At 72.8% G+C, this 24475-nt stretch carries 17 protein-coding genes and 1 pseudogene; 8 read left to right on the forward strand and 10 right to left on the reverse strand.

Annotated elements, in window-relative coordinates:
* Positions 1–29 precede the first annotated feature (29 nt).
* The 3 genes from ABD978_RS31360 to ABD978_RS31370 form a co-directional block, all read right to left on the reverse strand.
* Positions 30–689 carry a response regulator transcription factor gene (locus ABD978_RS31360; protein ID WP_345362882.1) on the reverse strand — a complete coding sequence of 220 codons (660 nt, stop codon included), beginning with the start codon at positions 687–689 and terminating at the stop codon, positions 30–32.
* Positions 674–1990 carry a sensor histidine kinase gene (locus ABD978_RS31365; RefSeq protein ID WP_345362884.1) on the reverse strand — a complete coding sequence of 439 codons (1317 nt, stop codon included), beginning with the start codon at positions 1988–1990 and terminating at the stop codon, positions 674–676. Before ABD978_RS31365 ends, ABD978_RS31360 begins: the two co-directional genes overlap by 16 nt.
* A 221-nt stretch (positions 1991–2211) precedes the next feature.
* Positions 2212–3423, reverse strand: a complete 1212-nt coding sequence (locus tag ABD978_RS31370; protein WP_345362886.1) for an MFS transporter — start codon at positions 3421–3423, stop codon at positions 2212–2214.
* Positions 3424–3544: 121 nt separating this feature from the next.
* On the opposite strand from ABD978_RS31370, the gene ABD978_RS31375 reads away from it, so the two are divergent.
* The 3 genes and pseudogenes from ABD978_RS31375 to ABD978_RS31390 all read left to right on the forward strand — a co-directional run bounded on the left by ABD978_RS31375 (position 3545) and on the right by ABD978_RS31390 (position 7860).
* Positions 3545–4858, forward strand: coding sequence for an aminotransferase class I/II-fold pyridoxal phosphate-dependent enzyme (locus tag ABD978_RS31375; RefSeq protein WP_345362888.1), 1314 nt, complete (start codon positions 3545–3547; stop codon positions 4856–4858).
* Between the two features lie 303 nt (positions 4859–5161).
* Positions 5162–5932: pseudogene (locus ABD978_RS44040) on the forward strand (ABC transporter ATP-binding protein).
* A gap of 2 nt (positions 5933–5934) precedes the next feature.
* Positions 5935–7860, forward strand: coding sequence for an FtsX-like permease family protein (locus ABD978_RS31390; protein WP_345362894.1), 1926 nt, complete (start codon positions 5935–5937; stop codon positions 7858–7860).
* A 123-nt stretch (positions 7861–7983) separates the two neighbouring features.
* Here the strand turns inward: ABD978_RS31390 and ABD978_RS31395 are convergent, their stop codons facing one another.
* From ABD978_RS31395 to ABD978_RS31405, 3 genes are all read right to left on the reverse strand, one after another.
* On the reverse strand, positions 7984–8187 hold the full coding sequence (locus ABD978_RS31395) for an FmdB family zinc ribbon protein (RefSeq protein WP_345362896.1): 204 nt from the start codon (positions 8185–8187) through the stop codon (positions 7984–7986).
* 58 nt (positions 8188–8245) lie between these two features.
* A complete protein-coding gene (locus ABD978_RS31400; protein ID WP_345362898.1) occupies positions 8246–8755 on the reverse strand; it encodes an HNH endonuclease in 510 nt (169 codons plus the stop codon).
* Between the two features lie 274 nt (positions 8756–9029).
* A complete protein-coding gene (locus ABD978_RS31405; RefSeq protein WP_345362900.1) occupies positions 9030–9725 on the reverse strand; it encodes a hypothetical protein in 696 nt (231 codons plus the stop codon).
* A gap of 115 nt (positions 9726–9840) precedes the next feature.
* On the opposite strand from ABD978_RS31405, the gene ABD978_RS31410 reads away from it, so the two are divergent.
* Both ABD978_RS31410 and ABD978_RS31415 read left to right on the forward strand, forming a co-directional pair.
* Complete coding sequence (locus tag ABD978_RS31410) at positions 9841–11946, forward strand: prolyl oligopeptidase family serine peptidase (RefSeq protein WP_345362902.1); 2106 nt, start codon at positions 9841–9843, stop codon at positions 11944–11946.
* Positions 11943–12749, forward strand: coding sequence for a class I SAM-dependent methyltransferase (locus ABD978_RS31415; RefSeq protein WP_345362904.1), 807 nt, complete (start codon positions 11943–11945; stop codon positions 12747–12749). Before ABD978_RS31410 ends, ABD978_RS31415 begins: the two co-directional genes overlap by 4 nt.
* Before the next feature lie 123 nt (positions 12750–12872).
* On the opposite strand, the gene ilvD is transcribed toward ABD978_RS31415, so the two are convergent.
* Both ilvD and ABD978_RS31425 read right to left on the reverse strand, forming a co-directional pair.
* Positions 12873–14717: a dihydroxy-acid dehydratase gene (gene ilvD, locus ABD978_RS31420; protein WP_345362906.1), complete on the reverse strand. Its 1845-nt coding sequence runs from the start codon at positions 14715–14717 to the stop codon at positions 12873–12875.
* 106 nt (positions 14718–14823) lie between these two features.
* Positions 14824–15681, reverse strand: a complete 858-nt coding sequence (locus tag ABD978_RS31425) for a nuclease-related domain-containing protein (RefSeq protein WP_345362908.1) — start codon at positions 15679–15681, stop codon at positions 14824–14826.
* 202 nt (positions 15682–15883) lie between these two features.
* Here ABD978_RS31425 and ABD978_RS31430 point away from each other — a divergent pair, with 202 nt between their 5' ends.
* Entirely contained in the window at positions 15884–17293 is a 1410-nt protein-coding gene (locus ABD978_RS31430; RefSeq protein ID WP_345362910.1) for an amidase, read from the forward strand.
* 22 nt (positions 17294–17315) lie between these two features.
* Positions 17316–19511 carry a 4-alpha-glucanotransferase gene (gene malQ / locus ABD978_RS31435; RefSeq protein WP_345362912.1) on the forward strand — a complete coding sequence of 732 codons (2196 nt, stop codon included), beginning with the start codon at positions 17316–17318 and terminating at the stop codon, positions 19509–19511.
* 226 nt (positions 19512–19737) lie between these two features.
* Here malQ and ABD978_RS31440 read toward each other — a convergent pair whose 3' ends face one another.
* Positions 19738–20757, reverse strand: a complete 1020-nt coding sequence (locus ABD978_RS31440; protein WP_345362914.1) for a hypothetical protein — start codon at positions 20755–20757, stop codon at positions 19738–19740.
* A gap of 483 nt (positions 20758–21240) precedes the next feature.
* On the opposite strand from ABD978_RS31440, the gene ABD978_RS31445 reads away from it, so the two are divergent.
* The gene (locus ABD978_RS31445; RefSeq protein ID WP_345362916.1) at positions 21241–21825 is read left to right on the forward strand and encodes a GTP-binding protein; all 585 of its coding nucleotides are present in this window, start codon (positions 21241–21243) and stop codon (positions 21823–21825) included.
* 98 nt (positions 21826–21923) lie between these two features.
* Here the strand turns inward: ABD978_RS31445 and pepN are convergent, their stop codons facing one another.
* Positions 21924–24455 carry an aminopeptidase N gene (gene pepN / locus ABD978_RS31450; RefSeq protein ID WP_345362918.1) on the reverse strand — a complete coding sequence of 844 codons (2532 nt, stop codon included), beginning with the start codon at positions 24453–24455 and terminating at the stop codon, positions 21924–21926.
* Positions 24456–24475 lie beyond the last annotated feature (20 nt).

Below are 24475 nucleotides of genomic sequence, written 5' to 3' on the forward strand. Positions count from 1 at the left end.
CGCTCACGGATGAGGCCGGACGCTCGTGTTCATCCACCCGTGCCGCTGCGCAGATAGGCGAGGACCGCCAGGACCCTGCGATGCGTGTCCTCCGTCGGAGGCAGGTCGAGCTTGGTGAGGATGCTGCCGACGTGCTTGCCGACGGTCGCCTCGGAGATGACGAGGATCCGGGCGATCGCGGTGTTGGAGTGCCCTTCGGCGATCAGGCCGAGCACCTCGCGTTCGCGCGCCGACAGCCGCGCCAGCGGATCGCGCCGGCGGCGCAGCAACTGCCGTACGACCTGGGGATCGACGACGGTTCCCCCGTCGAGCACGCGGCGCAGGGCGGCGACGAACTCCTCGACGTCGACCACCCGGTCCTTGAGGAGGTACCCCACGCCCCGGCCGTCCCCGGAGTCGAGCAGGTCGGCCGCGTAGCTCAGTTCGACGTACTGGCTCAGCGCCACCACGGCCAGTCCGGGGTCGGCGCGCCGCAGCTCGACGGCGGCGCGCAGCCCCTCGTCGGTGAATCCGGGAGGCATCCGGATGTCGGTCACGACGAGGTCCGGCCGGTGTTCGGCCACGGCGGTCAGGAGCGCGTCGGCGTCGCCGACCGTGGCCGCCACCTCGAAGCCGAACCGGCCGAGCAGGCCGGCCAGCCCCTCACGCAGCAGCACCCCGTCCTCGGCGAGGACTACTCTTTCCCGCACGGAAGCTCCACTTGGACGACGGTCGGCCCGCCCACCGGGCTCGACAGGAGCATTCTGCCGTCGATCACGGCGACCCGGTCCGCCAGGCCGGTCAGCCCGGACCCCGCGCGCGGGTCCGCTCCGCCCTCGCCGTCGTCGCGGACCTCCACGGTCAGCAGGTCGCCCCGCCGGCGTACGGCGACCACGGCCTCGGCGGCGCCGCTGTGCTTGGCGATGTTGTTCAGCGCTTCGACGACGACGAAGTACGCGGTCCCTTCGACATGGGCCGGCAGCCGACCCGGCAGGTCGGCGTCGACGGTCACGGGGACGGCGGACCGGTCGGCGAGCTCGCGCAGCGCGGCGGGCAGTCCCCGGTCGGTGAGCACCCGCGGGTGGATGCCGCGGATCAACTCCCGTAGCTCCGTCATGAGCAGTTTGGCCTGTTCGTGCGCGTCGGCGACGTTCTGGGCCGCGGGGGAGCCGGGCGGGAGGTCCAGCCGGGCCATGCCCAGGTGCAGCGTGAGCCCCAGCAGGCGCTGCTGCGCGCCGTCGTGCAGGTCCCGCTCGATGCGCCGGCGCTCGGCCTCGAACGCGTCGACCAGCCGCGCCCGGGACCGCGACACCTCGACGAGTTCGGCCCGCAGCCGTTCGTCCGGCCCGCGTCCCAGCAGCGCCCGGGCCACGGCCCCGTGCGCCCCGGCGACCACCGCCGTCAGGTACGGGACGGCGGGCAGCAGCACCAGACCGGCGAGCGCGTAGGGGAGGGCCTCCGTCGCGTTCGTCACGCTGTCGAACCCGAGCGCGACCGCGGTGCCATCGGCCAGCAGCGGGCTGATGAGGAACGCCCCGACCACCAGCGCGAACGCCAGCAGCGCCATGTACAGCGCCGGTGCCACCGCGCCGAGCAGACAGATGTAGCCCAGCTCTCGCCAGGTCACCGCCTCGGTGTAGCGGGTGCGCAGCCAGGCCCACGAGCCCCGGGCCGTACGGTGCCCCGACTCGATCGGCCGGGCGTCCACGAGGCGCAGCCGGCGACGCTCCAGCTCGGCCAGCGGAACGGCGAACAGCGGGCCGACGCCCGCGACGAGCAGTACGCCGAGCGTCACGAGCAGGGCGACGGTGAGCGGTGCCCGGCCGCCGTCCGCGGCCCGCCGCAGCGCGAACACCCACGGCACCCCGAACAGCAGGATCGGCACGGCCATCGCGACCAGCGGCACCGCCGACGTGACCAGGTAGGCCAGGCACCGCCACGGCCAGCCGCTGATCAGGAAACGGCGCCGGAGCACCGCCTCCAGCGCGGTACGAGCCGCGGAATCTGCCACGTACGTACGGTAACCGGCCGTGCGTACGCCTTGGCGCAATGAGGCCTGGCCCTACCTCGATCCGGTGGCTCCCCGTGAGGTCCGGGACCTCGCCCGGCTGGTTGCGTGACACCACGACCGTACGGGTCGACGGCTGGCCCCTCTTCGGCGCGGTGGCCCCTCGCCGCGACCCGCCGAAGTGATCGCCGACGCGGCCGTACCCGACCGGACCACCTGACGTCCTACGACGCGGTCTGACCGACGGGATCGGTCCATGGGCCACCGTCCATGCCCAGGGGACGGCGTACGAGGCGGTGCTGGACCAGGCAGGCGCCCGCGATGGCCAGGCCGAAGAAGAGCCAGCCGACGGGGCCGACGCTGATCGCGGCGGTCACCGCCATCGGACCGGCGGCGCGCTGAGTCGCCTGCGCCAGGCCGTGGACGCCGAGATAGGCGCCCTGGTTCTCGTCGGGAGCCAGCGCGATCGACAGTTCCCAGGAGACGGTGGCGTGGACCATCTCGGCCAGAGTGAAGGCCGTGGCCGCCGCGACGAGGCACACGCTCGCGAGCACGGCTCCACCGGCGGCGGACGTCGCGATGGCGGCGGCGGCCACGGCGAACATGAGGGAGAGCGGGAGGAGGAGGGCGCGGGCCGCGTGAGTGGTGGCACCGAGGCGCGCGAGAGGCATCTGCAGGCCGACCACCAGCACGTTGTTCACCACCAGCAGGAAGGGGACGAGGGCGTGTGGTGCCTCGGTGGCATGGATGGCCCAGAGCGGAAGGCCGACCGTGAACACGGCGTCGTGGAAGAAGAGGACCGTCTCGGTGGCGACGTACGCCAGATAGGTCCGGTCGCGCCAGGGAGACGCCACCGCGGTCGGGGCGGCGGCCGCGTCCTGAGGAACGGCGCCGGCCGTCGGGCCGGCTTCCACACAGCGCAGGGTGATCAGCGCGATGACCACGAACGAGAGCGCGTCGCCGAGGAGCAGGGACCGGTAGGCGAAGGTCGTGCCCACGGCGAGGGCCGCCGCCGCGCCGAGGCCGCCCAGGGCCCACCCGGCGTTGGCGACCGTACGGTTGACGGCCTGATAGCGCACGCGCTCGGCGCCCGCGATGCGTGAGGCGTACAGCCGGGTCAGGACACTGGCGGCCCGGTAGCCGAATCCGGCCATGGCCGAGCAGATCATGAGCAGCGCGATGTGGTCCGCGGCGAGCAGGAGACCGAGACTGGCAGCGGCGCGCAGGAACTGGAAGCCGGCCAGCACCCGGGTCGCCGGGAACCGGTCCGCGAGTCGGCCGCCGACGGGGGCTCCCGCGATGCCGATGATCCCTGAGGCGGCGACGAGGACGCCGATCTGGGCCACGGTGAGCCGGGCGACGTAGGTGAAGTAGAGGACCGAGGTGGCGGCCCACAGGCCGCTGCCCACTCTGTCGACGAGGGCGACCCAGATCATCCGGCGACCGTCCCGGCCTCCGGGGATGGTGACGCGAAGTCTGGCCCACCCGCGGCTCGAACTCACACCGCCACCTCGAATTCTCTTGCGACGAACTATGTATTGATACAAAATGTAGTACGTGGCAACACAATATGGGATCAAGGGCGCGACGGCCAAGGCCATTGCCGCCTCCGTCGAACGGTCCGTGGCCGACGGCGTGCTGGCGCCCGGGGCCGCGCTGCCGTCCGTGCGCGGACTCGCGGAGGACCTCGGAGTCAGCCCCGGAACGGTCGCAACGGCCTACAAGGACCTCCGGCAGCGCGGCATCGTGGTCACGCACGGGCGCGGCGGCACGGTGGTGGCCCCCGCTCCGGCCGTGGCGTCCCGGCGGCCGCCGAAGGTGCCGGCAGGGCTGCGTGATCTGGCGGGCGGCCATCCCGACCCGGCGTTCCTGCCCGCCGTGGAGACGCGGTTCTTCTCCGGCGTCCGCCCGCACCGCTCGGCACCGCGCCTGCCGCGTCTGGAAGAGGCCGTGCGGGATTGGATGGGCCCCGACGGCGTGCCGGTGGGCCACGTGACGTTCGCGCACGGCGCCCTGGACCTGATCGGGCGGCTGCTCTCCGTCGAACTGCGGCCCGGCGACGCGGTGGCCGTGGAGGACCCCGGCTACCACCATCTGCTCGACCTGGTCCCCGCCCTCGGGTTGCGCACGGCCGCGGTCCGGGTGGACGACGAGGGGATGCGGCCCGAGGCGCTGCGCGCCGCGCTCCGTTCCGGGGCGCGCGCCGTCGTGTGCGGCCCCCGCGCGCAGAACCCCTTCGGCGGATGCCTCTCTACGGCGCGCCGCGACGCGCTGGTCGAGGTCCTCCGCGAGGCCGGCGACGTGCTCCTGATCGAGAACGACCACGCCTCGCAGATCGCCGGCGCACGCCTGAACTCGCTCAGCGAGGGCGGCCTAGCGCGATGGGCGCACGTCCGGACCGTGACCAAGTCCCTCGGACCCGACCTGCGATGGGCGGCCGCCGCATGTGACCCGACCACGGCGGCCCGGCACGACGGTCGGCTCATGCTCACGTCCGGCTGGGTGAGCCACCTCCTCCAGGAGACGGTGCTGGGGCTGATGACCCACGTACGGGCGAGGACGCTCGTGGCAGAGGCGCGTGAGGCGTACGACGAACGACGGCGGAACCTGATCACCGAGCTTCGGCGGCGCGGGATCGCGGCCCACGGCGCGAGCGGCATGAACGTCTGGGTGCCGGTGAGGGACGAGTCGGCCGTGGTCAACGGGCTGCGGACGCACGGATGGTGGGTCGCCGCCGGCGCGCGATTCCGCATCGACTCGGCGCCGGGAGTGCGGATCACCACGGCCGCGCTGTCCCCGGCGGACGCCGAGCGCCTCGCCGCGGACTTCGCCACGGTCCTGGGGGAGTCCGAGGCCACCTACGGCGGATGATCGGGGCCGCGGACCGGAGGGCGGCGACAACGCTCGGCGAACGCCCGAGCCGGCAAGCGACCTGTGGCGGTTTCCGGTGATCTGCACTTGCGATCACCGAGCGTTCCGCCCCGGACGCGCCGGGAGTTCCGCGACATTCCGCTTCGCGGCCGCGGTGCCGAGCCTTCCGGTCACGCGGCCGTGGCCTGTCGCGCTCCCGGGGGAGGTGGCGGCCGTCCGGTAGGGCGGGGGTAGGGCCAGGTATACCTCGGGTCGGTGCTTCGCCCTGATGTGTCCGAGCGGCCGGGGCGATGGGATCGTCCTATGACGGTGGGACAGGGGATCGGGCGGCCATGGGCCGCGGGGCCGGCCGCGCCCGCGGTGGAGTTGCGCGAGGTCAGCAGGGAGTACGGGAAGGGCGAGGCCGCGGTCCGGGCGCTGGACGGGGTGAGCATCGGGTTCCCGGCCGGGTCGTGGACGGCGGTGATGGGGCCCTCGGGGTCCGGGAAGTCGACCCTCCTGCACTGCGCGGCCGGTCTGGAGCGGGCGACCGGCGGACAGGTACTGCTGACCGGCCGCGACATCACCTCGGCGCAGGACTGGGCGCTGACCTCACTGCGGCGGCGGACCGTCGGGTTCGTGTTCCAGACCTTCAACCTGGTCGGCTCCCTGACCGCCGAGCAGAACGTCGCGCTGCCGCTGCGGCTCGCCGGGCGCAAGGTCTCCCGGCAGGCCGTGCAGGACGTGCTGGGGGCCGTCGGCCTGGGGGACCGGCTGCGGCACCGGCCACGGGAGCTGTCGGGCGGGCAGCAGTAGCGGGTGGCGATCGCGCGGGCGATGGTGACCCGGCCGGCGGTGCTGTTCGCCGACGAGCCGACCGGCGCGCTGGACTCCGGATCGGCCCGTACGGTGCTCGGGCTGCTACGGGAGATGGTCGACTCGGCCGGGCAGACGATCGTCATGGTCACCCACGACCCCGTCGCGGCGGCTCGGGCGGACGCGGTGGTGTTCCTGTCGGACGGACGGATCGTCGACCGCGCGATCCGCCCGTCGGCCCGGGAGGTCGCCGATCGGCTCGCACGGCTGGAGGGTTGAGCATGCCGTGGCTCGCGTGGAGCAACTTCCGGGAACATCGGCGCATGTTCGCCGGCGCGATCCTGGCCGTCGCGCTGGGCGTCGCGCTGATGCAGTCCTCGCTGTCGATGATGGCCGCGGTCGCCGACGCCCGGATCCCCGCCGGCGTGTCCGGGCAGGCCAGGGAGCGGATCCAGGACTCCTACGCGGGCGCCGCGACGCTTCTCGGCATGACGGTCATGCTGGCCGGGTTCCTCGCGCTGTTCATCGTGGGCTCGACGTTCGCGTTCACCGTGGCGCAGCGGCGCCGTGAGCTCGCGCTGCTGCGGCTCGCCGGGGCGAGCCGCCTTCAGCTCGTGGGCCTGCTGCTCGCGGAGGCGGCGCTGCTCGGCGCGGTGGGTTCCGGGGCGGGCGTCCTGCTCGGCGTCCCCGGTACCTGGGTCCAGGGGTGGCTGCTGGCGGCGTTCGGGTTCCTGCCCGGCGGGGTCTCCCCGCGGCTGGACGCCGGGATCATGCTGGCGTCGGGCTGTGTCGGCCTCACGGTGGCGGTGCTGGGCGTGCTCACGGCCGCGCGGCGGGCCGCGCTCGTGCGTCCGCTGGAGGCGCTCCGGGCCACCGGGCGCGCCGCCCGCGTGATGACCGCCGCCCGCTGGGTGTTCGGTCTCTCCCTGCTGGCGTGCGTGATCTGGCTGGTCGCCGCCGGGCAGACCGGCCACGTCGACGTGCTCGGCGCGCTCCTCATCGCGATGACCGTGTCGGTGGTGGGCGCGGTGGCTCTGAGCCTGCTGAGTCCCCTGGTCGTACCGCTCGTCGGCGGGCTGCTCGGCCGCGCGCTGCGGCGGACCACCCTGGGCGAGATCGCCCAGGCGAACCTGCGGGACGGCGTACGGCGCAGCGCCTCCACGGCCGCGCCGCTGATCGTGCTGGTGTCCCTGGTCGTCGGCCTGATGGGGGCCCTGGAATCACTCGGCAGGATGGCCGGCGAGGAACAGCGACGACTCGTGGCGGGCGAACTGGTCGTCGACTCGAACGGCGCCCAGGCCGCCCGGATCGCGGGCGTGCCGGGCGTCGCGGCCGCGTCGCCGGAGTCGACCGTCCCCATCTCGGTCACGGTCCGGCGGCACACCTACTACTCGGGGATCGTCGCGATCGACCCGGCGGCGTACGGCCGGACCCACCGGCGCCCGCCGCGGTCCGGCTCCCTGGAACGGTTGCACGGTGCGACGATCGCGGTCGGGCCCGGCCTCAGCGAGGAGGGCCTGCGGCGTGGACAGCCGGCCACCGTCCGGATCGGCGCGCGGCGCGTACGGGTGCGGATCGTCGCCCTGCTCGCCCCCGTCCTGGAGAACGGCGCGGACGGCTTCCTCGTCCCGCGCGACCTCGTCCCGGCGGACATGATCGCCAAGGCGCCGACCCGGACGGTCGTCCAGGTCGGCCCGGGCGCCGCTCCGTCACAGGTCGCCGCGCGGATCCGCGCGGCGGGGATCGGCACCGTCCGCACGGTGGCGAAGTGGGCCGACGACGAGGCGGCCGCGCAGCAGAAGGGCAATATGGCGATCTTCGCGGTGCTCGTCGGCCTCGGCGGTCTCTACGCCGCCGTCGCCGTCGTCAACGCCGTGGTGATCGCCGGTGCCGAACGCGAGGTGGAGTTCGCGGTCGTCCGGCTCACCGGGATGAGCCGGTCGCAGGTCGTACGGATGGCGTTGATCGAGGCGGCGGCGGTCACCGCGATCGGCCTGTTCCTCGGTCTGCTCGTGGCGGCGGGCGCGCTGGCCGGACTCGGCACGGCGTCCGCCCGGGCCGTCGGCCGGCCGCTCGTCGTGGTGCCCTGGGAACTCCTGGCCCTGCTGGTGCCCGGCGCGTTCATCGCGACCGCCGCGGCGAGCATCTGGAGCACGCTCGCGGCGACCCGGACCGCACCGGTGGCGCTGGCGGTCGCTCGCGAGTGAGCCGGCGCCGGGCCGGCGGCGGCCGCGCTCCGGCGGCGGGAGCCGAGCGGGATCGGGGCGTTCGGGAGTGAGCGTGGCCGGTCGCGTGGCGGGCGCCGTACAGCGGCGGCCGCCGCGCTCGGCTCAGCCGCAGCAGCCGCCTCCGCAGCAGCCGCCGCCGGTGGGCGGGGCCGCGGTGGCGCCGCCGGTGACCGCCACCGTGGACAGCAGCTTCACCGTGTCGTCGTGGCCGTCGGGGCAGGCGGCCGGGGCGGAGGCCTCGGCCATCGGGCGGGACACCTCGAACGTCGCGCCACAGGCGCGGCAGCGGTAGTCGTAACGTGGCACCGCCACAGCGTACGACGTCACCGCCCGTGCGTCATGCCCCGTCCGCCGCTCGGAGCGATCAGGCCGCGGGTTCGGAGACGTAGGGCGCCCACTGCGGGTCGCCGTCGTTGATCAGGCCGATCAGCCGCCAGTGCGCGCCGCGTGGAACAGCGGGGGCGACGTGCAGCTTCCAGCCGATCTCTTCAAGTAGTTTGTCGGCCTTGCGATGGTTGCAAGGCATGCAGGAGGCGACGCAGTTCTCCCAGATGTGCTTGCCGCCACGACTGCGCGGGATGACGTGGTCGATCGTCTCCGCGCGAAGGCCGCAGTAGGCGCACCGGAAGTTGTCGCGCCGCATGAGCGCCGCCCGGGTGAGCGGCACGCGTTGTCGGTACGGGATGCGGACGTAGCGCAGCAGCCGGATCACCGACGGTGTCTCGAGGACGAGGGAGGCCGAGTGCAGCCGCGCTCCGGAAGCGTCGTGGTGGACGATCTCCGCCTTCTCCCGCAGGACCAGACAGACGGCGCGCCGCATCGGGAGGGTGGTCAGGGGCTCGTATGTCGCGTTGAGGAGCAGGACCTGTCTCATCAGACGGCCTCCGCGTCGCAGGCGCCGGCTGCCTCCCGGGCCACGGTCCAGCGCGCCTCGGCATGAGGCTCGTCGATCGTTCTCACCAGCGCACCCGCCACGAGGACCTCCTCACGGGTGATACTCGAGTTGCAATCAGTGTGGCTGTTGAGATGCGGATCGCGCTACCCCATAAATCGGGGTTTCTGCTGGAAGCGCTGCCCGGGAGGCGGCTCGGGCCGGTCGGCGGCCCGGGTGACGGGCGTACCCCGCGCGGGTTCCCGAGCCGGTCCGGTCAGTGGCCCGGGTGGTGGTTCCCCTCGGCCCCCGCGTCCGAGCCGGTCCGCCGGTCGCGCCACGTCATCTTCGCGTCGACGCGCAGCGGGCCGCCCTTGAGACTGCCCGAGGTCTTGATCCAGCCGGCGCGCTTGTCGCCCGCGCCGATCGTGTCGTACCGGCACACGACCGTCTCGTGGTCCGAGGCGCAGGGCTTCGACAGCCCGAGGATCTTGTGGCCGGACGTGACCTGCTGGGTCGCGACGACGTCGTCGGCGGTGCCGGCTCCCTCGTTCACGACGGTCCAGCGCCAGATGACGCCGGAGTCCTTCGCGGCCTCGGGCCGGTCGAACACGAGGTGCAGGTCCGCGCCCTTCGCCCGGTGCCCGCCCTGCGCCTCCCGAGAGCGCGGTGATCCCTCCCGAGCCGGCTGGGACGGCGTGTGCGTCGGCTGGGCCGAACGCGACGGCGACGGAGCCGGCTGAGCCGAGTGCGACGGCGACGGGGACGGTGGTGCCGTGTGTCCCGGGTGCGCCGCCTGCCTCGCGTGCCGCTGCGCCGCCGGATGCGGCGTGCGCGCGTGCGCGGGCCCGGCGGCCAGGACCGCGGCGGCGAGGCCGACGGCGGCCAGCCCGGGCGCCGCGACCAGCGCCGTACGGCGGGCGTGCCCGCCGCCGCGCGAGGCCGCTCTGTGCGGGCCGTGCGTGTCTTCCATTGTTCCCCCCGATCAACGTGGAAAGACGCGCCCCACATCTTTCTCGGTGCGGCGACCGGGGGGAAACCGCCACGCCACGCACGGGCCGCTCCGCCGACCTCGTAAAGTGCGGTTCATGAGCCGACCGCAGTACCCGTCCGCGCATCGTCAGGACATCGTGGAGGAGATCCACGGTCACCGCGTCGCCGATCCCTACCGGTGGCTGGAGGATCCGAACGCCGACGACACCAAGAAGTGGCTGACGGCCCAGGACGAGCTGTTCCACGAGGAGGTCGACGGCCTGCCCGGCCGGGACCGGCTGCGGGCACGGGTGCGCGAGCTGCTCGGCGCCGGCAGTGTCGGCGCTCCGGTGTGGCGGGGCGAGCGCCGGTTCTTCATGCGCCGTACCGCGGAGCAGGAGCACGCCGTCCTCTACACCGTCGACCCCGGCGGCGAGGAGCGGGCACTGATCGACCCGATGGCGCTCGACCCGACGCACACGACGACGCTGGACTCCTGGCAGCCGGACAAGGAGGGCCGTCTGCTGGCCTACCAGCTGTCCCACGGCGGCGACGAGGAGTCCAAGCTGTACGTGATGGACGTCGCCACCGGCGAGACCGTCGAGGGACCGATCGAGCGGTGCCGCTACACGCCGGTCGCCTGGCTGCCGGGCGGTGAGGCGTACTACTACGTCCGCCGGCTCCCCGCCGACCAGGTCCCGGCGGGGGAGGACCAGTACCACCGCCGCGTCTACCTGCACCGGGTCGGGACCGACCCGGAGACCGACGACGTGATGATCTTCGGGTCGGGGCGGGAGAAGACCAACTACTACGGCGTCGGCGTCAGCCGCGACGGCCGCTGGCTGACCCTCTCCTCCTCCCAGGGGACCGCGCCGCGCAACGACCTGTGGATCGCCGACCTGAGCGCCTCCGACCCGGAGGCCCCGGAGCTGCGGGTGATCCAGGAGGGCGTGGACGCCGAGACCGGCGTGCACGTCGCGCGGGACGGCCGCGCGTACGCCTTCACCGACCTGGACGCCCCGCGCGGCCGGCTCTGCGTCGCCGACCCGGCCGACGTGTCGCCCGACACCTGGCGCGACCTGATCCCCGAGGACGCCGAGGCGGTCCTCACCGACTTCGCGATCCTCGACGACCTGGACCGGCCGGTCCTCCTCGCCGGGTGGACCCGCCACGCGATCAGTGAGATCACCGTCCACGACCTGGCGACGGGGGAGCGGATCGGCGAGGTCCCGGTGCCCGGACTCGGGTCGATCGGCGGGATCGTCGAACGCCCCGAGGGCGGACATGAGGCGTGGTTCACCTACCTCGACCACACGACGCCGTCGTCCGTCTACCACTTCGACGCCACGACGGGCGAGACGACGCTCTGGGCGTCCCCGCCCGGCACCGTCGACGTCCCCGACGTCGAGGCGCGACAGGTGACGTACACCTCCAAGGACGGCACCGAGGTCCGCATGCTCATCGTCGCCCGCGCCGACGCGGCGCCGGGCGAGCCCCGGCCGACGATCCTGTACGGCTACGGCGGCTTCAACGTCCCGCTGACCCCCGCCTACTCCGCCGGGACGCTCGCCTGGGTGGAGGCCGGCGGCGTCTACGTCGTCGCCAACCTGCGCGGCGGCTCGGAGGAGGGCGAGGAGTGGCACCGCGCGGGGATGCTGGACAAGAAGCAGAACGTCTTCGACGACTTCCACGCCGCCGCCGAGAAGCTGATCGCCGACGGGTGGACCACGGCGGACCGGCTGGCCGTCTCCGGCGGGTCCAACGGCGGCCTGCTCGTCGGCGCCGCGATCGCCCAGCGGCCGGACCTGTACGCGGCCGCCGTCTGCTCGGCGCCGCTGCTCGACATGGTGCGGTACGAGCGGTTCGGCCTCGGCCAGACCTGGAACGTCGAGTACGGCTCCGCCGAGGACCCTGAGCAGTTCGGCTGGCTGTACTCCTACTCGCCGTACCACCACGTGCGGGATGGCGTCGCCTACCCGGCCACCCTCTTCACGGTGTTCGAGAGCGACACGCGCGTCGACCCGTTGCACGCCCGCAAGATGTGCGCGGCGCTGCAGCACGCGACCTCGGAGGCGGGCGGGCCCATCCTCCTGCGCAACGAGGCCGAGGTCGGGCACGGCGCCCGCGCCGTCAGCCGCTCGATCGACCTCAGCGTGGACACGCTGTCCTTCATGGCCGCCCACACGGGGCTCACGGTGGACGGGGAGGCTCCGCGGCCATGAGTGAGGCGAGCGGGGGAGGCCGGTCGAACGCCTTCGACCGCGTCCTGCCGCTGCTGGACCGGCCGCCCGCGGAGCCGGACGTGGCGCACGGCTACCTCGACCTGCTCGGCGAGGAGGACCGGCCGCACGACACGATCGCGCAGCGCCTGATGCGCTCCGGCTTCCTCCCGAAGATCTACGAGGACCTGTGGCGGCCGGTGCTGTTCGGGATGTTCAAGGGCCCGCTCGGCCCGGACATCGAGGAGGAGTACGCCCTCGCCCGGGACTGGCTGGACCTGGCCGCGATCCCGGACGGCACGGTGCTCGACGTGGCCTGCGGTCCGGGCAACGTCACCCGGGCGCTGGCCGCCGGGATGACGGGCCACGGGCTCGTCGTGGGCGTCGACGCCTCCTCGACCATGCTCGACCGCGCCGTGACCGACACGGTGCGGCCGAGCCCCCGGGGCGCGAACGGCGCCGCCGAGGTCGCGTACGTCCGCGGCGACGCGGCCGACCTGCCGTTCGGCGACGAGGTGTTCGACGCGGTGTGCTGCTTCGGCGGCCTCTACCTCTTCGACGACCCGTGGGCGGCCGTCGACGGCGTCACCCGCGTGCTGAAGCCCGGCGGCCGGGCCGCGTTCCTCACGACCCGGAAGCCGGAGCTGCCCGTCATCGGCACGGGCAGCTCCGTCCTCGGGCGGCTGACCGGCATCCGGATGTTCGGCGCCGACGACCTCTGCAACGCCCTGCGCGGCCGCGGCTTCACCGCTCTCCGCCAGCGCACGTACGGCCTTATGCAGTTCGTCGGCGCCACCCGCGGCTGAACGCCCCGGCCTCGCGGAGCGGGCCGGGTTCACCGGAGGTTCGGACGACGTCATCGTCTGCGCCGTTCTCGCAGGAACGGGGATCGATCCGGTGGGCGTGGCACGCCCACCGGACCCGGAGGGTCAGCCGCCGAGCTGGGAGATGTCGCGGGCGGCGCCGGTGGAGGCCGACGTGGCCATCGCGGCGTACGCCTGGAGCGCGGCGCTGACCGGGCGGTGCCGGTCGCGGGGCCGGAAGGAGCCCAGCTCCTTCAGGAGGCGCTCACGGCGCGCCTGGAGCTCGTCGGCGGGCACGTCGAGGCGGAGCTCGCGGCGCGGGATGTCGATGACGATCCTGTCGCCGTCCTCCACCAGGGCGATGTCACCACCGGCCGCGGCCTCCGGGGAGGCGTGGCCGATGGACAGGCCGCTGGTGCCGCCGGAGAAGCGCCCGTCGGTGATCAGCGCGCACGCCTTGCCGAGCCCGCGGCCCTTGAGGAAGGACGTCGGGTACAGCATCTCCTGCATGCCCGGGCCGCCCTTGGGGCCCTCGTAGCGGATGACGACGACGTCGCCCGGCTTGACGCGGTTGCCGAGGATGCCCTCGACCGCGTCCTCCTGGCTCTCGAAGACGACCGCCGGGCCCTCGAAGGTCCACAGGGCCTCCTCGACGCCGGCGGTCTTGACGACCGCGCCCTCGACGGCGAGGTTGCCGTACAGCATGGCGAGCCCGCCGTCCTTGGTGTAGGCGTGCTCGGCGTCGCGGATGCAGCCCTGCTCGCGGTCGAGGTCGAGCTCCTGCCAGCGGTTGTTCTGGCTGTACGGCTTCGTCGTGCGGACCCCGCCCGGCGCGGCGTGGAACAGCTCCACGGCCTCCGGCCGCACGCCGGGGGACCGGACGTCGTGCGCGTCGAGGAACTCGCCCAGCGACCCGCTGTGGATCGTGTGGACCGTGCGGTTGAGCAGCCCGGCCCGGTCGAGCTCGCCGAGGATCGCGGGGATGCCGCCGGCCCGGTGGACGTCCTCGATGTGGTACTTGGCGGTGGCCGGGGCGACCTTGCAGATGCAGGGCACGCGGCGGGAGAGCTCGTCGATCTCCTTCAGGCCGAAGTCGACGCCGGCCTCCCGGGCCGCGGCGAGCAGGTGCAGGATCGTGTTGGTCGAGCCGCCCATCGCCACGTCGAGCGCCATGGCGTTCTCGAACGCGTCGCGGGTCGCGATGTTCAGCGGGAGGACGGACTCGTCGTCCCCGGCGTAGTACCGGTTGGCGATCTCCACGACGCGGCGCCCGGCGTCCTGGAACAGCTTCTTGCGGTCCGCGTGCGTGGCCAGGATCGTGCCGTTGCCGGGGAGGGACAGACCGATCGCCTCGGTCAGGCAGTTCATCGAGTTGGCGGTGAACATGCCCGAGCAGGACCCGCAGGTCGGGCAGGCGTTCTCCTCCATCTGGGCGAGCGTCTCGTCGGAGACGGACTCGTCCGCGGCGGCGATCATCGGGTCGATCAGGTCGAGCTTGGTCGTGCCGTCGACCGGCTTGCCCGCCTCCATCGGCCCGCCGGAGACGAACACGGTCGGGATGTTGAGCCGCATGGCCGCGATCAGCATGCCCGGCGTGATCTTGTCGCAGTTCGAGACGCAGATCAGCGCGTCGGCGCAGTGCGCGTTGACCATGTACTCGACCGAGTCGGCGATCAGCTCGCGGGACGGCAGCGAGTAGAGCATGCCGCCGTGGCCCATCGCGATGCCGTCGTCGACCGCGATCGTGTTGAACTCGCGCGGGATCCCGCCCGCCTCCTTCACCGCGGCGGCGACGACCTGGCCGACCTCGCGCAGGTGGACGTGGCCGGGGACGAACTCGGTGAAGCTGTTGGCGACCGCGATGATGGGCTTGCCGAAGTCCTCACGCGCTACGCCCGTGGCCCGGAGAAGGGCCCTGGCTCCCGCCATGTTCCTGCCGTGCGTGACCGTTCGTGACCTCAGCGGGGGCATCTGCCTCTCCCATCGATTCCGTGCTCAGGATTCGATCGTATGGGGTCGGCGGCCCGGATGAGACGGTGGTCTCAGTTTCCGAGATGCTCGCGCGTCGAGCGTCAGGTCAGTCCTGGTCGGGATCGGGGTACTTCGGGGGCAGCACGCGCTCGGCGGCGTTGTAGATCCGCTCGATGTCCACCGCGGTGAGGATCTTGGGCCGGCGACGCAGGTAGTTGCGGGCCCGCCCGCCGGAGTAGACGTCGACGTTGCGCACCATCAGGACCTTCCAGGAGATCGCCGGGCCGTAGATGGCCAGCGACGGCTGCACCGGGACCTCGTAGCCGAGCTCTCCGCTGATCAGCTTGCTGGCCTGGTCGGCCTCCCAGCGGGCCTCGTCCAGGCGCTCCTTCTTGTTGAACGGCCCCAGGAACAGCTTGCGGTGCGACAGCGCCCGTACGGGCAGCCGCTTGTCCCACTTCTCCGAGTCGACGGCGTACACGCCGGTCGGCCCGATCACGAGGTGGTCGATCTGCCCGTCGCTGACGCCCTCCTCGTCACGGGGCACCGCGCGGGCGTGGAGGGTGCGATAGCCGGCCTTCTCCATGCCCCGCAGTTGCCGCTCGGTCCGGCGTTCCGCGACCGACGGCTTGCGCCACGCCTCCACGCTGGAGTGCTGACGTGATCGCCGTACGACATCGACGACCACGGTGAGCACCGCCACGGCCAGGCCGATCCGGATCTCGAAGATGATCGCGAACAGCAGGCCCAGAACGGCGGCCGCGCCGGCCCGGATCATCCAGCGTTGGATCTGCGGATCGCTGATCCGCCCCCCGATCGCCTGCTCCCTCCGCCGCCTTGGCGGGCGTCCCTCGTCAGGACGTTCGGCCGAGCCTTCTTCGCCGGGCAGCTCGAACGGACGTTCGTCGTCGGGGTGCTCGCGTGTGGACGTCTGAGTGGACTCGCCTCGCTCCACACTGGCCATGTCGACACTCCGTGCTCGATTGACTGCAGCACACATGATCTTCCGTGCGAAGCGTAACCAGAGCCGGAGCCGGGTGCATAGTCGTGTCCGGTTGATACTTTTGTCTCCGCTCATGCGCGGTTCAGTGGCATGTTACCAGGGTAGATAAATCCCATCCCCCACTGCTCTGCTGCAACTTTCGGTGGGCGTACCGTTTTCACTTGTGACGCATATTCATGACCTCAGCGTGCGGGAGCAGGCCGCCGCGATCCGCGGCCGGGAGCTCTCGCCCGTCGACATCGCCGAGCACTACCTCGACCGCATCGACCGTCTCGCGGACCGCGTCGGCGCCTACGTCACCGTGACCGCGGACCTCGCGCGTGACCAGGCCAAGACGGCGGAGCGGGCGGTCATGGCGGGTGAGGAGGCCCCGCTGCTCGGCGTGCCGATCCCCGTCAAGGACCTCAACATGGTCAAGGACGTACGGACGACCCTCGGCTCGGCGGCCTTTGCCGACTTCACCGCATTCACCGACGACAACGTCGTCGCTTTTCTGCGGCAGGCAGGGACGATTCTCCTAGGGAAGACCAATACACCAGAATTCGGACTGCCCTGTTACACCGAAAACGACGTGGCGCCTCCCGCGCGCACGCCGTGGGACCTCGAACGCTCCGCCGGCGGGTCCAGCGGCGGCGCCGCCGCCGCGGTCGCCGCCGGCCTCGCGCCGGCCGCGCACGGCAGCGACGGCGGCGGGTCCATCCGGATTCCGACCAGCGTGTGCGGCCTCTTCGGGATCAAGCCGACGCGCGGCCGCATCAGCCAGGGCCCCATCGTCCCCGACCTCGTCGGCCTGTCGACCAGCGGCCCGATCACGCGGACCGTCCGGGACGCCGCCCTGCTCCTCGACGTCATGGCCGGGAACGCCCCAGGCGACATGTACCGCGCCGCGCCCCCGGAGGGGACCTTCCTCGAGGCCGCCGACCGGGCGCCGGGACGGCTGCGCGTCGGCCGGACCGCGGTCCCCCCGGTTTCCGCCGCCCAGGTGCACCCCGACTGCCTGGCCGCGTACGAGGCCGCGAGCGAACTGCTGGCGGAGCTGGGCCATGAGGTGGAGGACATCGACACTCCGTGGAAGGAGGAGTTGATGCCCCACTTCGAGGTGCTCTGGGCGTCCATGGCCACGATGACCCCGGTCCCGCCCGACCGGGAGGAGCGGCTGCGCCCGCTGACCCGTTACCTGCGCGAGCGCGGCAACGCGATCACCGCGCCGCAGCTCTTGCGCGCCCAGGCGGCCCTGCAACTGGCGGTACGGACGGGGCTGCCGCGTCTCGACCAGTACGACGTGATCCTGCAGCCGACCCTCGCGCTGCCGCCCGTCCCCGTCGGGTACTTCGACGAGGTCGGGCCCGAGGAGAACTTCGTACGGCAGACGCTCTTCACGCCGTTCACCTCGGTGTACAACGTCACCGGCCAGCCCGCGGTGAACGTCCCCCTGCACTGGACCGACGGCGGCCTGCCCATCGGCGTCATGCTCGCCGGCCGGATGGGTGACGAGGCCACCCTGATCGCCCTGTCGGCGCAACTGGAGGAGGCCCGGCCTTGGGCACATCGCCATCCCCCGATTTGGGACTGATCGACGGGGCATCGTAGCCAACGTGGCAGGAACCGGCACCGAGGACGGGGGCACCGTGGGAGACGACATCGTGGCAGCGGGCACCGAGGACCTGAACGCTCTGGCCGCCGCGTACGGCGTCGAGACCTCCTATACGGACTGGCGGGGCCGGCCCGCCGACGTCCCGGAAAAGACGATCAAGGCGGTGCTCGGCGCGCTGGGCGCGGACGTCTCCTCGCCGGAGGCCGTACGCCGGGAGCGGGAGCGGATCGACCGGGAGCGCCGTGCCCGGCTGCTCCCGCCCACCGCCGTCGTCTTCGCCGGGGAGGACCTGCTCGCGGCGGACGACGCCGAGGTGTGGGTCGAGCTCGCGACCGGCCAGGAGCTCCGCCTCGTGCCCGCTGAGTCGGCGCCCTCCGAGGTGACGGGGCGGCCGCCCGCCACCTCGGCGGAGGCCGCCGGGTTCCGTGCGGCGTACCGGCTGCCGCCCGGGACGCCCCTCGGCCGGCATCGGGTACGAGCCCGGCGCGGCGAGCGGGAGGAGGTCGCGCCGCTGCTCGTCGCGCCGTCGCGGGCACCGGACCCCGGCGCGCGCGGCTGGGGCCTGATGGCCCAGCTGTACTCCGTCCGGTCGAGCCGCTCGTGGGGCATGGGGGACCTCGCCGACCTGCGGGAGCTGGCGGCCTGGAGCGGTCGCGAGCTGGACGCGGGCTTCGTCCTGGTGAACCCGCTGCACGCGGGCGAGCCGGCGCCGCCGGTGCGCCCCTCGCCGTACCTGCCGATGAGCCGCCGCTACACCAGCCCGCTGTACCTACGGCCGGAGGACGTCCCGGAGTACGCCACGGCCGGCCCGGAGACGCGGCGCCGGATCGAGGAGCTCGCCGCGCCGCGGCGGGCCCGGTCGCGGACGGCCGACGAGATCGACCGCGACGCGGCCTGGACGGCCAAGCGGGCGGCGCTGGAACTCCTGGCCGAGGTGCCGCTCGCCCCGGACCGCGCGGCGGCGTACGCCGCGTTCCGCACGCGCGAGGGCGAGGCGCTGACCGCGTTCGCGACCTGGTCCGCGCTGGCGGAGGAGCACGGGTCCCACTGGCCGTCCTGGCCGGCCGAGCTGCACGACCCCGGCTCCCCGGCGGTCGCCGCCGAGCGCGAGCGGCGCGCCGACCGCGTGGAGTTCCACCGCCGGCTGCAGTGGTGGCTCGACGAGCAGCTCGGCGCCGTCCAGGACGCCGCGCGCGAGGCCGGCATGGACCTCGGGATCGTGCACGACCTGGCCGTCGGGGTGGACCCCGGCGGGGCGGACGCGTGGGCGTACCAGGACCTGTTCGCGCCGGGGATGAGCGTGGGCGCGCCACCGGACGAGTTCAACCAGCGCGGCCAGGACTGGGGCCAGCCGCCCTGGCACCCGCAGCGGCTCGCGGCGGCGGGCTACGCGCCGTACCGCGAGATGCTCCGGCACGTCCTGCGGCACGCGGGTGGGCTCCGGCTCGACCACGCCATGCAGGTCTTCCGGCTGTGGTGGGTGCCGCGGGGCGCCTCGCCCGCCGAGGGGACGTACGTCTCCTACCCCTACGGCGACCTGCTCGGCGAGCTGCTGTACGAGGCGCACGAGGCCGGCGCGGTGGTCATCGGCGAGGACCTGGGCACCGTGGCGGAGTACATGAGGGACGTGTTCGCCGAACGCGGGGTCTTCGGCACGTCGATGGCGTGGTTCGAACGCGACGAGAAGGGCGCGCCGCTGCCGCCGGAGCGGTGGCGGGAGCTCTGCCTGGCCACCGTGGCCACCCACGACATGCCGCCCATCGAGGGCTACCTGAACGGCGACCACATCGCACTGCGGGAACGCCTCGGCCTGCTCACCCGTCCGGCGGCCGAGGAGTACGGCGAGCTCGCCCGGTTCCTGGGCGAGTGGAAGGAACTGCTGACCGCGCTCGGCCTGGACGCCGCGGACATGACGGCGGCGCTGCACGCCTTCCTCGCGCGCACGCCGGCGCGGCTGCTCGGCGTGTCACTGGCGGACGCGGTCGGCGAGCGCCGCACGCAGAACCAGCCGGGCACGACGGACGAGTACCCGAACTGGCGGATCCCCCTCGCGGACGCGACCGGCGACCCGGTGCTCCTCGACGACCTGCCCCGTCATCCCCGGCTGCCGGCCGCGATCGTTCCCGTATGCCAGGGGGAAGGTGGATCACGCTCCACGGCCGGGACCACGGACGAGGGGCCGCGCGAGAGGTCCTAGGGCCTGTCTCAAAGTCCCCGTCCGTAGCGAGCGGTGTCCCAGGTGGTGCCTCGCAAGGCGGAGGAGGGAGGCAGCCCGGTGTTGGCTGGCGACTCCTGCCGGGGTCCCCGCGGAAACGCGGAGGTCGGCGAAGCCGTCCCTGCGCGTTTTCGTGGGGTGGGGCGACAACGCGGCGAGGCGCTGCCTGGGCGCCGCGCAGTAGGACAGTGGGGCTTTGAGACAGGCCCTAGCGGTCGAGGACGTCGACGATGCGCGCGGCGACGTCGTGCAGCAGGGTGTCGGGCAGGATCGGGCACCCGGCCGCCGCCGAGAACAGCTCGGGCAGACCGGGCAGGCAGTAGACGGTGCTGGGCTCGGCGACCGCGCGGCCGAGCGGCTGCTTGCCGACCGACCGGCGGGTGCGCCCCCACGCCTCCTCGACCTCCTCCGGGCTCGGCACCCCGAAACCGTGCCCGACCGGCGCAGCGTGGCGCAGGCGCACGAGCGCGCCGTCGGAGAACTCGCCGGCCAGCCGGCAGCGGGCGGTCAGGGACTCCAGCACGTCGGGGGACAGGCGCGTGATCACGTCGCAGGGGGTTCGGCAGGACGCCGCGCAGCGGCCGAGGGCGGAGGCGAGCGTGCTGTGCTGGCGGTCGAGGTACGCGCGCCAGCCGGGGCCGGGCTCACCGGCCACCCGCAGCGCGCGCTCGGCGGCGGACTGCTCGGGGCGCGTCAGATCGCACTCGCGGGGCCGGCCCGGCTGCGGCATGACGCCGAACCTGCTGCCCGTGCCGCCGACCGCCGCGGGCAGCAGCGCCGGATCGCCGGCGTGGCCGAGGACCGGCTCCCAGGCCAGCAGCGGGAGGTACTCGGCGGAGATGTGCAGGGCGGCGACCAGGGCCGCCATCTCCCGCCGCCGCCACCGCGCCTCGATCACCTCGAGCAGCAGGCCGTACGCCGGGCGCAGGGTCCGCAGCGCGCCGCGCGTGCGCTCCTTGGCGGACTGCGGCATCCTGCTGGCCCGGGCGCGGGAGAGCAGGTGGTCGGGCACCTTGTGGGCGTCGACGACCGGGTCGCCGGTGACCTCCGGCACGCCGAAGTCCTCCGCGTCCAGGTCGATCAGCCGCTGCCCGAACGAGCACAGCAGCCGGACCTCGGCGGCGACATCCGGTCGCAGCCCCGCCGCCCCGGCCTCGCACAGAGCGGCGAGATCCCCGAAGGCGTAGCGCCTGGCGAGTGTCGTGAGTACTTCCCGTGCCGTCTCCACCCGTTAACTTTGCCATGCCGTGGGGACCTGGCCGGCCGCCCGTAGCGGCCGATCTCACGCACCAGAGTGACAAACCCGGTGAATCGGGCGTGCCGTGGCAAGGTTAGGGCCGAGTTACAAATCCGTACTCCATTTGATGGATCTTGGTTCGCTCACGGTGGGATCATGTCGGCTGACACGGCGATCGTCCGGTTTCCGTGCCACCGCAGCGATCAAGTGGTCTGGCCTGCCGCGACGGCGGTCAGGGTGACGAGCCGGGTGGCGCGCATGAGACGCCGGGCGACGCGCCGGCGGACGCCGGACGACGTACCGGCACACAAAAAGGCAGGGAAGAGGAGATTTGCAAGTGACGCCGCAGCGGGCCGTATCGACCGGCACTTCCGACTGGCTGCCCTGGTTCGCCGCAGCCATGGCCCCGGAAGCGGACGCCGTCTCCTCGCGTCTCCACCCCGGCGCCCGTTCCAGTGAAAGCGGGTACTGAAAATGCAGATGGGAACCCAGCTCTCCGTCAAGGTGCTGGTCGCCGGCGGATTCGGGGCGGGCAAGACCACCATGGTCAACACCGTCAGTGAGATCCAGACGCTGCGCACCGAGGAGATGCTCACCTCCCAGAGCGTCGGCGTCGACGACACCTCCGGCGTGGAGCAGAAGACCACCACGACCGTCGCGATGGACTTCGGTCGTATCACGCTCGGCGACGGACTGGTCCTGTACGTGTTCGGAACGCCGGGCCAGAAGCGGTTCTGGTTCATGTGGGACGAACTTGCCGTGGGCGCGATCGGCGCGGTCGTCCTCGTCGACACCCGGCGGCTGGCCGACTGCTTCTCCTCGATCGACTTCTTCGAGCGCCGCGGCATGCCGTTCATCGTCGGGCTCAACCGCTTCGAGGGCGCGGCCCAGCCCGACATCGAGGCGGTCCGTCACGCGCTCGACCTCGAACCGCACATCCCGGTGATCACCTGTGACGCTCGGGAGCGGGAGTCGGTCAAGCAGGTGCTCATCACCCTGGTCGAGCACGTCCTCGGCACCCGGCAGCGCCAGCGGTCGGCCGCCGCCTACCGCGCCTGACCGAGGACGCACGGCCCACCACCGCCACCCGAGGAGGCGCGGCCACCACGCACCAAGGGAAAAGCCCCGGCCGCACCGGCCGGGGCTTTTCTCGTGCCTCAGGCGCTCTGGCGGTCCTTCTCCCGCGCCCGCAGCGCGCGGCCGACGCCGTCGCGCCCCTCGACGAGGAGGCGGCGCAGGGCCGACGGCGGGTTCTCCGCCTCGATGTACGCCGTGGTGCGGTCGATCGTGGCCGGCGAGATCACCAGGAACGGGTAGGCGCTCTCGGCGAACGTGCTGGCCATGTCGCTGGACCAGGACGACCAGACGCGGCCGACCTCGGCGAAGTACTTCTCGACGTACGGCTCCAGCAGCGAGACGTCGTCGGTGTCGACGAGACCGCCGAGCGTGGCGCGGAACAGCGCGTTGGGCAGCTCCCCGCCGATGATGCGCTCCCACGCCGCGGCCTTGGCCTCGGCGGTCGGGACCGCGGCGCGGCCGGCGGCCGCGTGCCGCTCGCCCGCGGCGGTCGGGTCGCGGCGCAGCTCCGCCTCGACCTCGTCCTCGCCCGCCGCGCCGCGCACGACGAGACGGCGCAGCAGCGACCAGCGCAGGTCCGTGTCGACGACCAGGCCCTCAAGCGTCGTGGAGCCGTCGAGGAGTCTGCGGACGTACGCGATGTGCTCGTCGGAGGCGGCGACCGAGACGAACGCCTGGGTGTAGGAGAGCTGCCAGTCAGAGCCCGCCTCGGCCTCGGTCAGCAGCGTGTGCAGCTCGTCGGCCAGCAGGCGGTAGCCGGTGTCCCGCCACGCCGGGTCGGCGTACTGCGAGGTCGCCAGCCGGGCCTGCCGCAGCAGCGTCTGGGCCACCGAGACGTCGGTGACGCCGCGGATGCCGGACAGCACCAGCCGGACGTAGTCGCGCGCGGCGAGTTCGGCGTCCCGGCACATGTCCCAGGCCGCCGACCAGCACAGCGCGCGCGGCAGGCCCTCGGTGATCTCGCCGATCCCGGCGACGAGCGTGCGCAGCGAGTGCTCGTCGAGGCGGACCTTGGCGTAGGTCAGGTCGTCGTCGTTGACCAGCACCAGGTCCGGGCGGCTCTCGCCGACCAGCTCGGCGACCTCCGTACGGGCGCCCACGACGTCGAGCTCGACCCGCCGGCGGCGCACGATGCCCTTGTCGGTCCGGTCGTACAGGCCGATCGCGACGCGGTGCGAGCGCAGCGTCGGGTGGTTCTCCGGCGCCTCCTGCAGCACCGCGAACGACGTGAAGCGGCCCTCGTCGTCGATCTCGTACGACGGGCGCAGCGTGTTGACGCCGGCCGTCTCCAGCCACTCCTTGGACCAGGAGGTGAGGTCGCGGCCCGAGGTCTCTTCGAGGGCGTCGAGCAGGTCGGACAGCGAGGTGTTGCCCCACGCGTGCCGGTCGAAGTAGGCGCGGACGCCGCTGATGAAGTTGTCGCGCCCGACGTAGGCGACGAGCTGCTTCAGGACGCTGGCGCCCTTGGCGTACGTGATGCCGTCGAAGTTGACCTCGACCGCCCGGATGTCGGGGATGTCGGCGGAGATCGGGTGGGTGGACGGGAGCTGGTCCTGGCGGTACGCCCAGGCCTTCCAGAGGTTGGCGAAGGTCGTCCAGGCGCCCTTCCACCGGGTGGCCTCGGACTGGCAGAGCACGCTCATGTACGTCGCGAACGACTCGTTCAGCCACAGGTCGTCCCACCAGCGCATGGTGACCAGGTCGCCGAACCACATGTGCGCCATCTCGTGCAGGATCGTCTCGGCGCGGCGCTCGTAGGCGGCGTCGGTGACCCGCGACCGGAAGACGTAGTCCTCCAGGAACGTGACGCAGCCGGCGTTCTCCATCGCGCCCGCGTTGAACTCCGGCACGAACAGCTGGTCGTACTTGTCGAAGGGGTACGGCCGGGCGAAGACGTCGCGGAAGAAGTCGAAGCCCTGCTTGGTGACCTCGAAGATCGCGTCGGCGTCGAAGTGCTCGGCGAGGCTGGCCCGGCAGTAGGCGCCCAGCGGGATGCGCTGGCCGTCGGCGACGTACTCGTCGCGCTCCACGTGGTACGGGCCGGCGACCAGGGCGGTGATGTAGGTGGAGATCCCGGGTGTCGCCGGGAAGTGCCAGCGGCCGCCCTCGGCCCGGTCGGGCGCGTTGTTGGTGATGACCTGCCAGTGCTCGGGCGCGGTCACGCTCAGCTCGAACCGCGCCTTCAGGTCCGGCTGGTCGAAGCAGGTGTACATGCGGTGCGCGTCGCAGGTCTCGAACTGCGTGTAGAGGTACGCCTCCTGGTCGACCGGGTCGACGAAGCGGTGGAGTCCCTCACCGGTGCGGGAGTAGGCGTTGTCGGAGACCACCCGCAGCTCGTTCTCGGCGGCCAGGCCGGGCAGCGGGAGGCGGCCCTTCTCCGGGTCGTACGATCCCGGGTCCAGCGCCTTGCCGTTGAGGGTGATCTCGCGGACCGTCGCGTCGTGGAGGTCGACGAAACTGGACGCGCCGGGCTCGGCGCAGCCGAACCTGATGGTGGTGTCCGAGACGAACGTCTCCGCTCCCGTCGTGAGGTCGAGATCGACCTCGTACGACTCGACGGTCAGCAGCCGGGCGCGCTCCCGCGCCTCATCGCGCGTCAGATTGCCAGCCAAGTGAACTCCTCGCCTCGTTT

Source organism: Actinoallomurus liliacearum, assembly GCF_039542035.1.
Lineage (GTDB): Bacteria > Actinomycetota > Actinomycetes > Streptosporangiales > Streptosporangiaceae > Actinoallomurus > Actinoallomurus liliacearum.

Excerpts from the sequence above, each read along its gene's own strand:
- ABD978_RS31370 (WP_345362886.1), bottom strand. The coding sequence starts at position 3,423 with ATGATCTGGGTCGCCCTCGTCGACAGAGTGGGCAGCGGCCTGTGGGCC.
- ABD978_RS31390 (WP_345362894.1), top strand. The coding sequence starts at position 5,935 with ATGCCGTGGCTCGCGTGGAGCAACTTCCGGGAACATCGGCGCATGTTC.
- ABD978_RS31400 (WP_345362898.1), bottom strand. The coding sequence starts at position 8,755 with ATGAGACAGGTCCTGCTCCTCAACGCGACATACGAGCCCCTGACCACC.
- ABD978_RS31405 (WP_345362900.1), bottom strand. The coding sequence starts at position 9,725 with ATGGAAGACACGCACGGCCCGCACAGAGCGGCCTCGCGCGGCGGCGGG.
- ABD978_RS31410 (WP_345362902.1), top strand. The coding sequence starts at position 9,841 with ATGAGCCGACCGCAGTACCCGTCCGCGCATCGTCAGGACATCGTGGAG.
- ABD978_RS31415 (WP_345362904.1), top strand. The coding sequence starts at position 11,943 with ATGAGTGAGGCGAGCGGGGGAGGCCGGTCGAACGCCTTCGACCGCGTC.
- ilvD (WP_345362906.1), bottom strand. The coding sequence starts at position 14,717 with ATGCCCCCGCTGAGGTCACGAACGGTCACGCACGGCAGGAACATGGCG.
- ABD978_RS31425 (WP_345362908.1), bottom strand. The coding sequence starts at position 15,681 with ATGGCCAGTGTGGAGCGAGGCGAGTCCACTCAGACGTCCACACGCGAG.
- ABD978_RS31445 (WP_345362916.1), top strand. The coding sequence starts at position 21,241 with ATGCAGATGGGAACCCAGCTCTCCGTCAAGGTGCTGGTCGCCGGCGGA.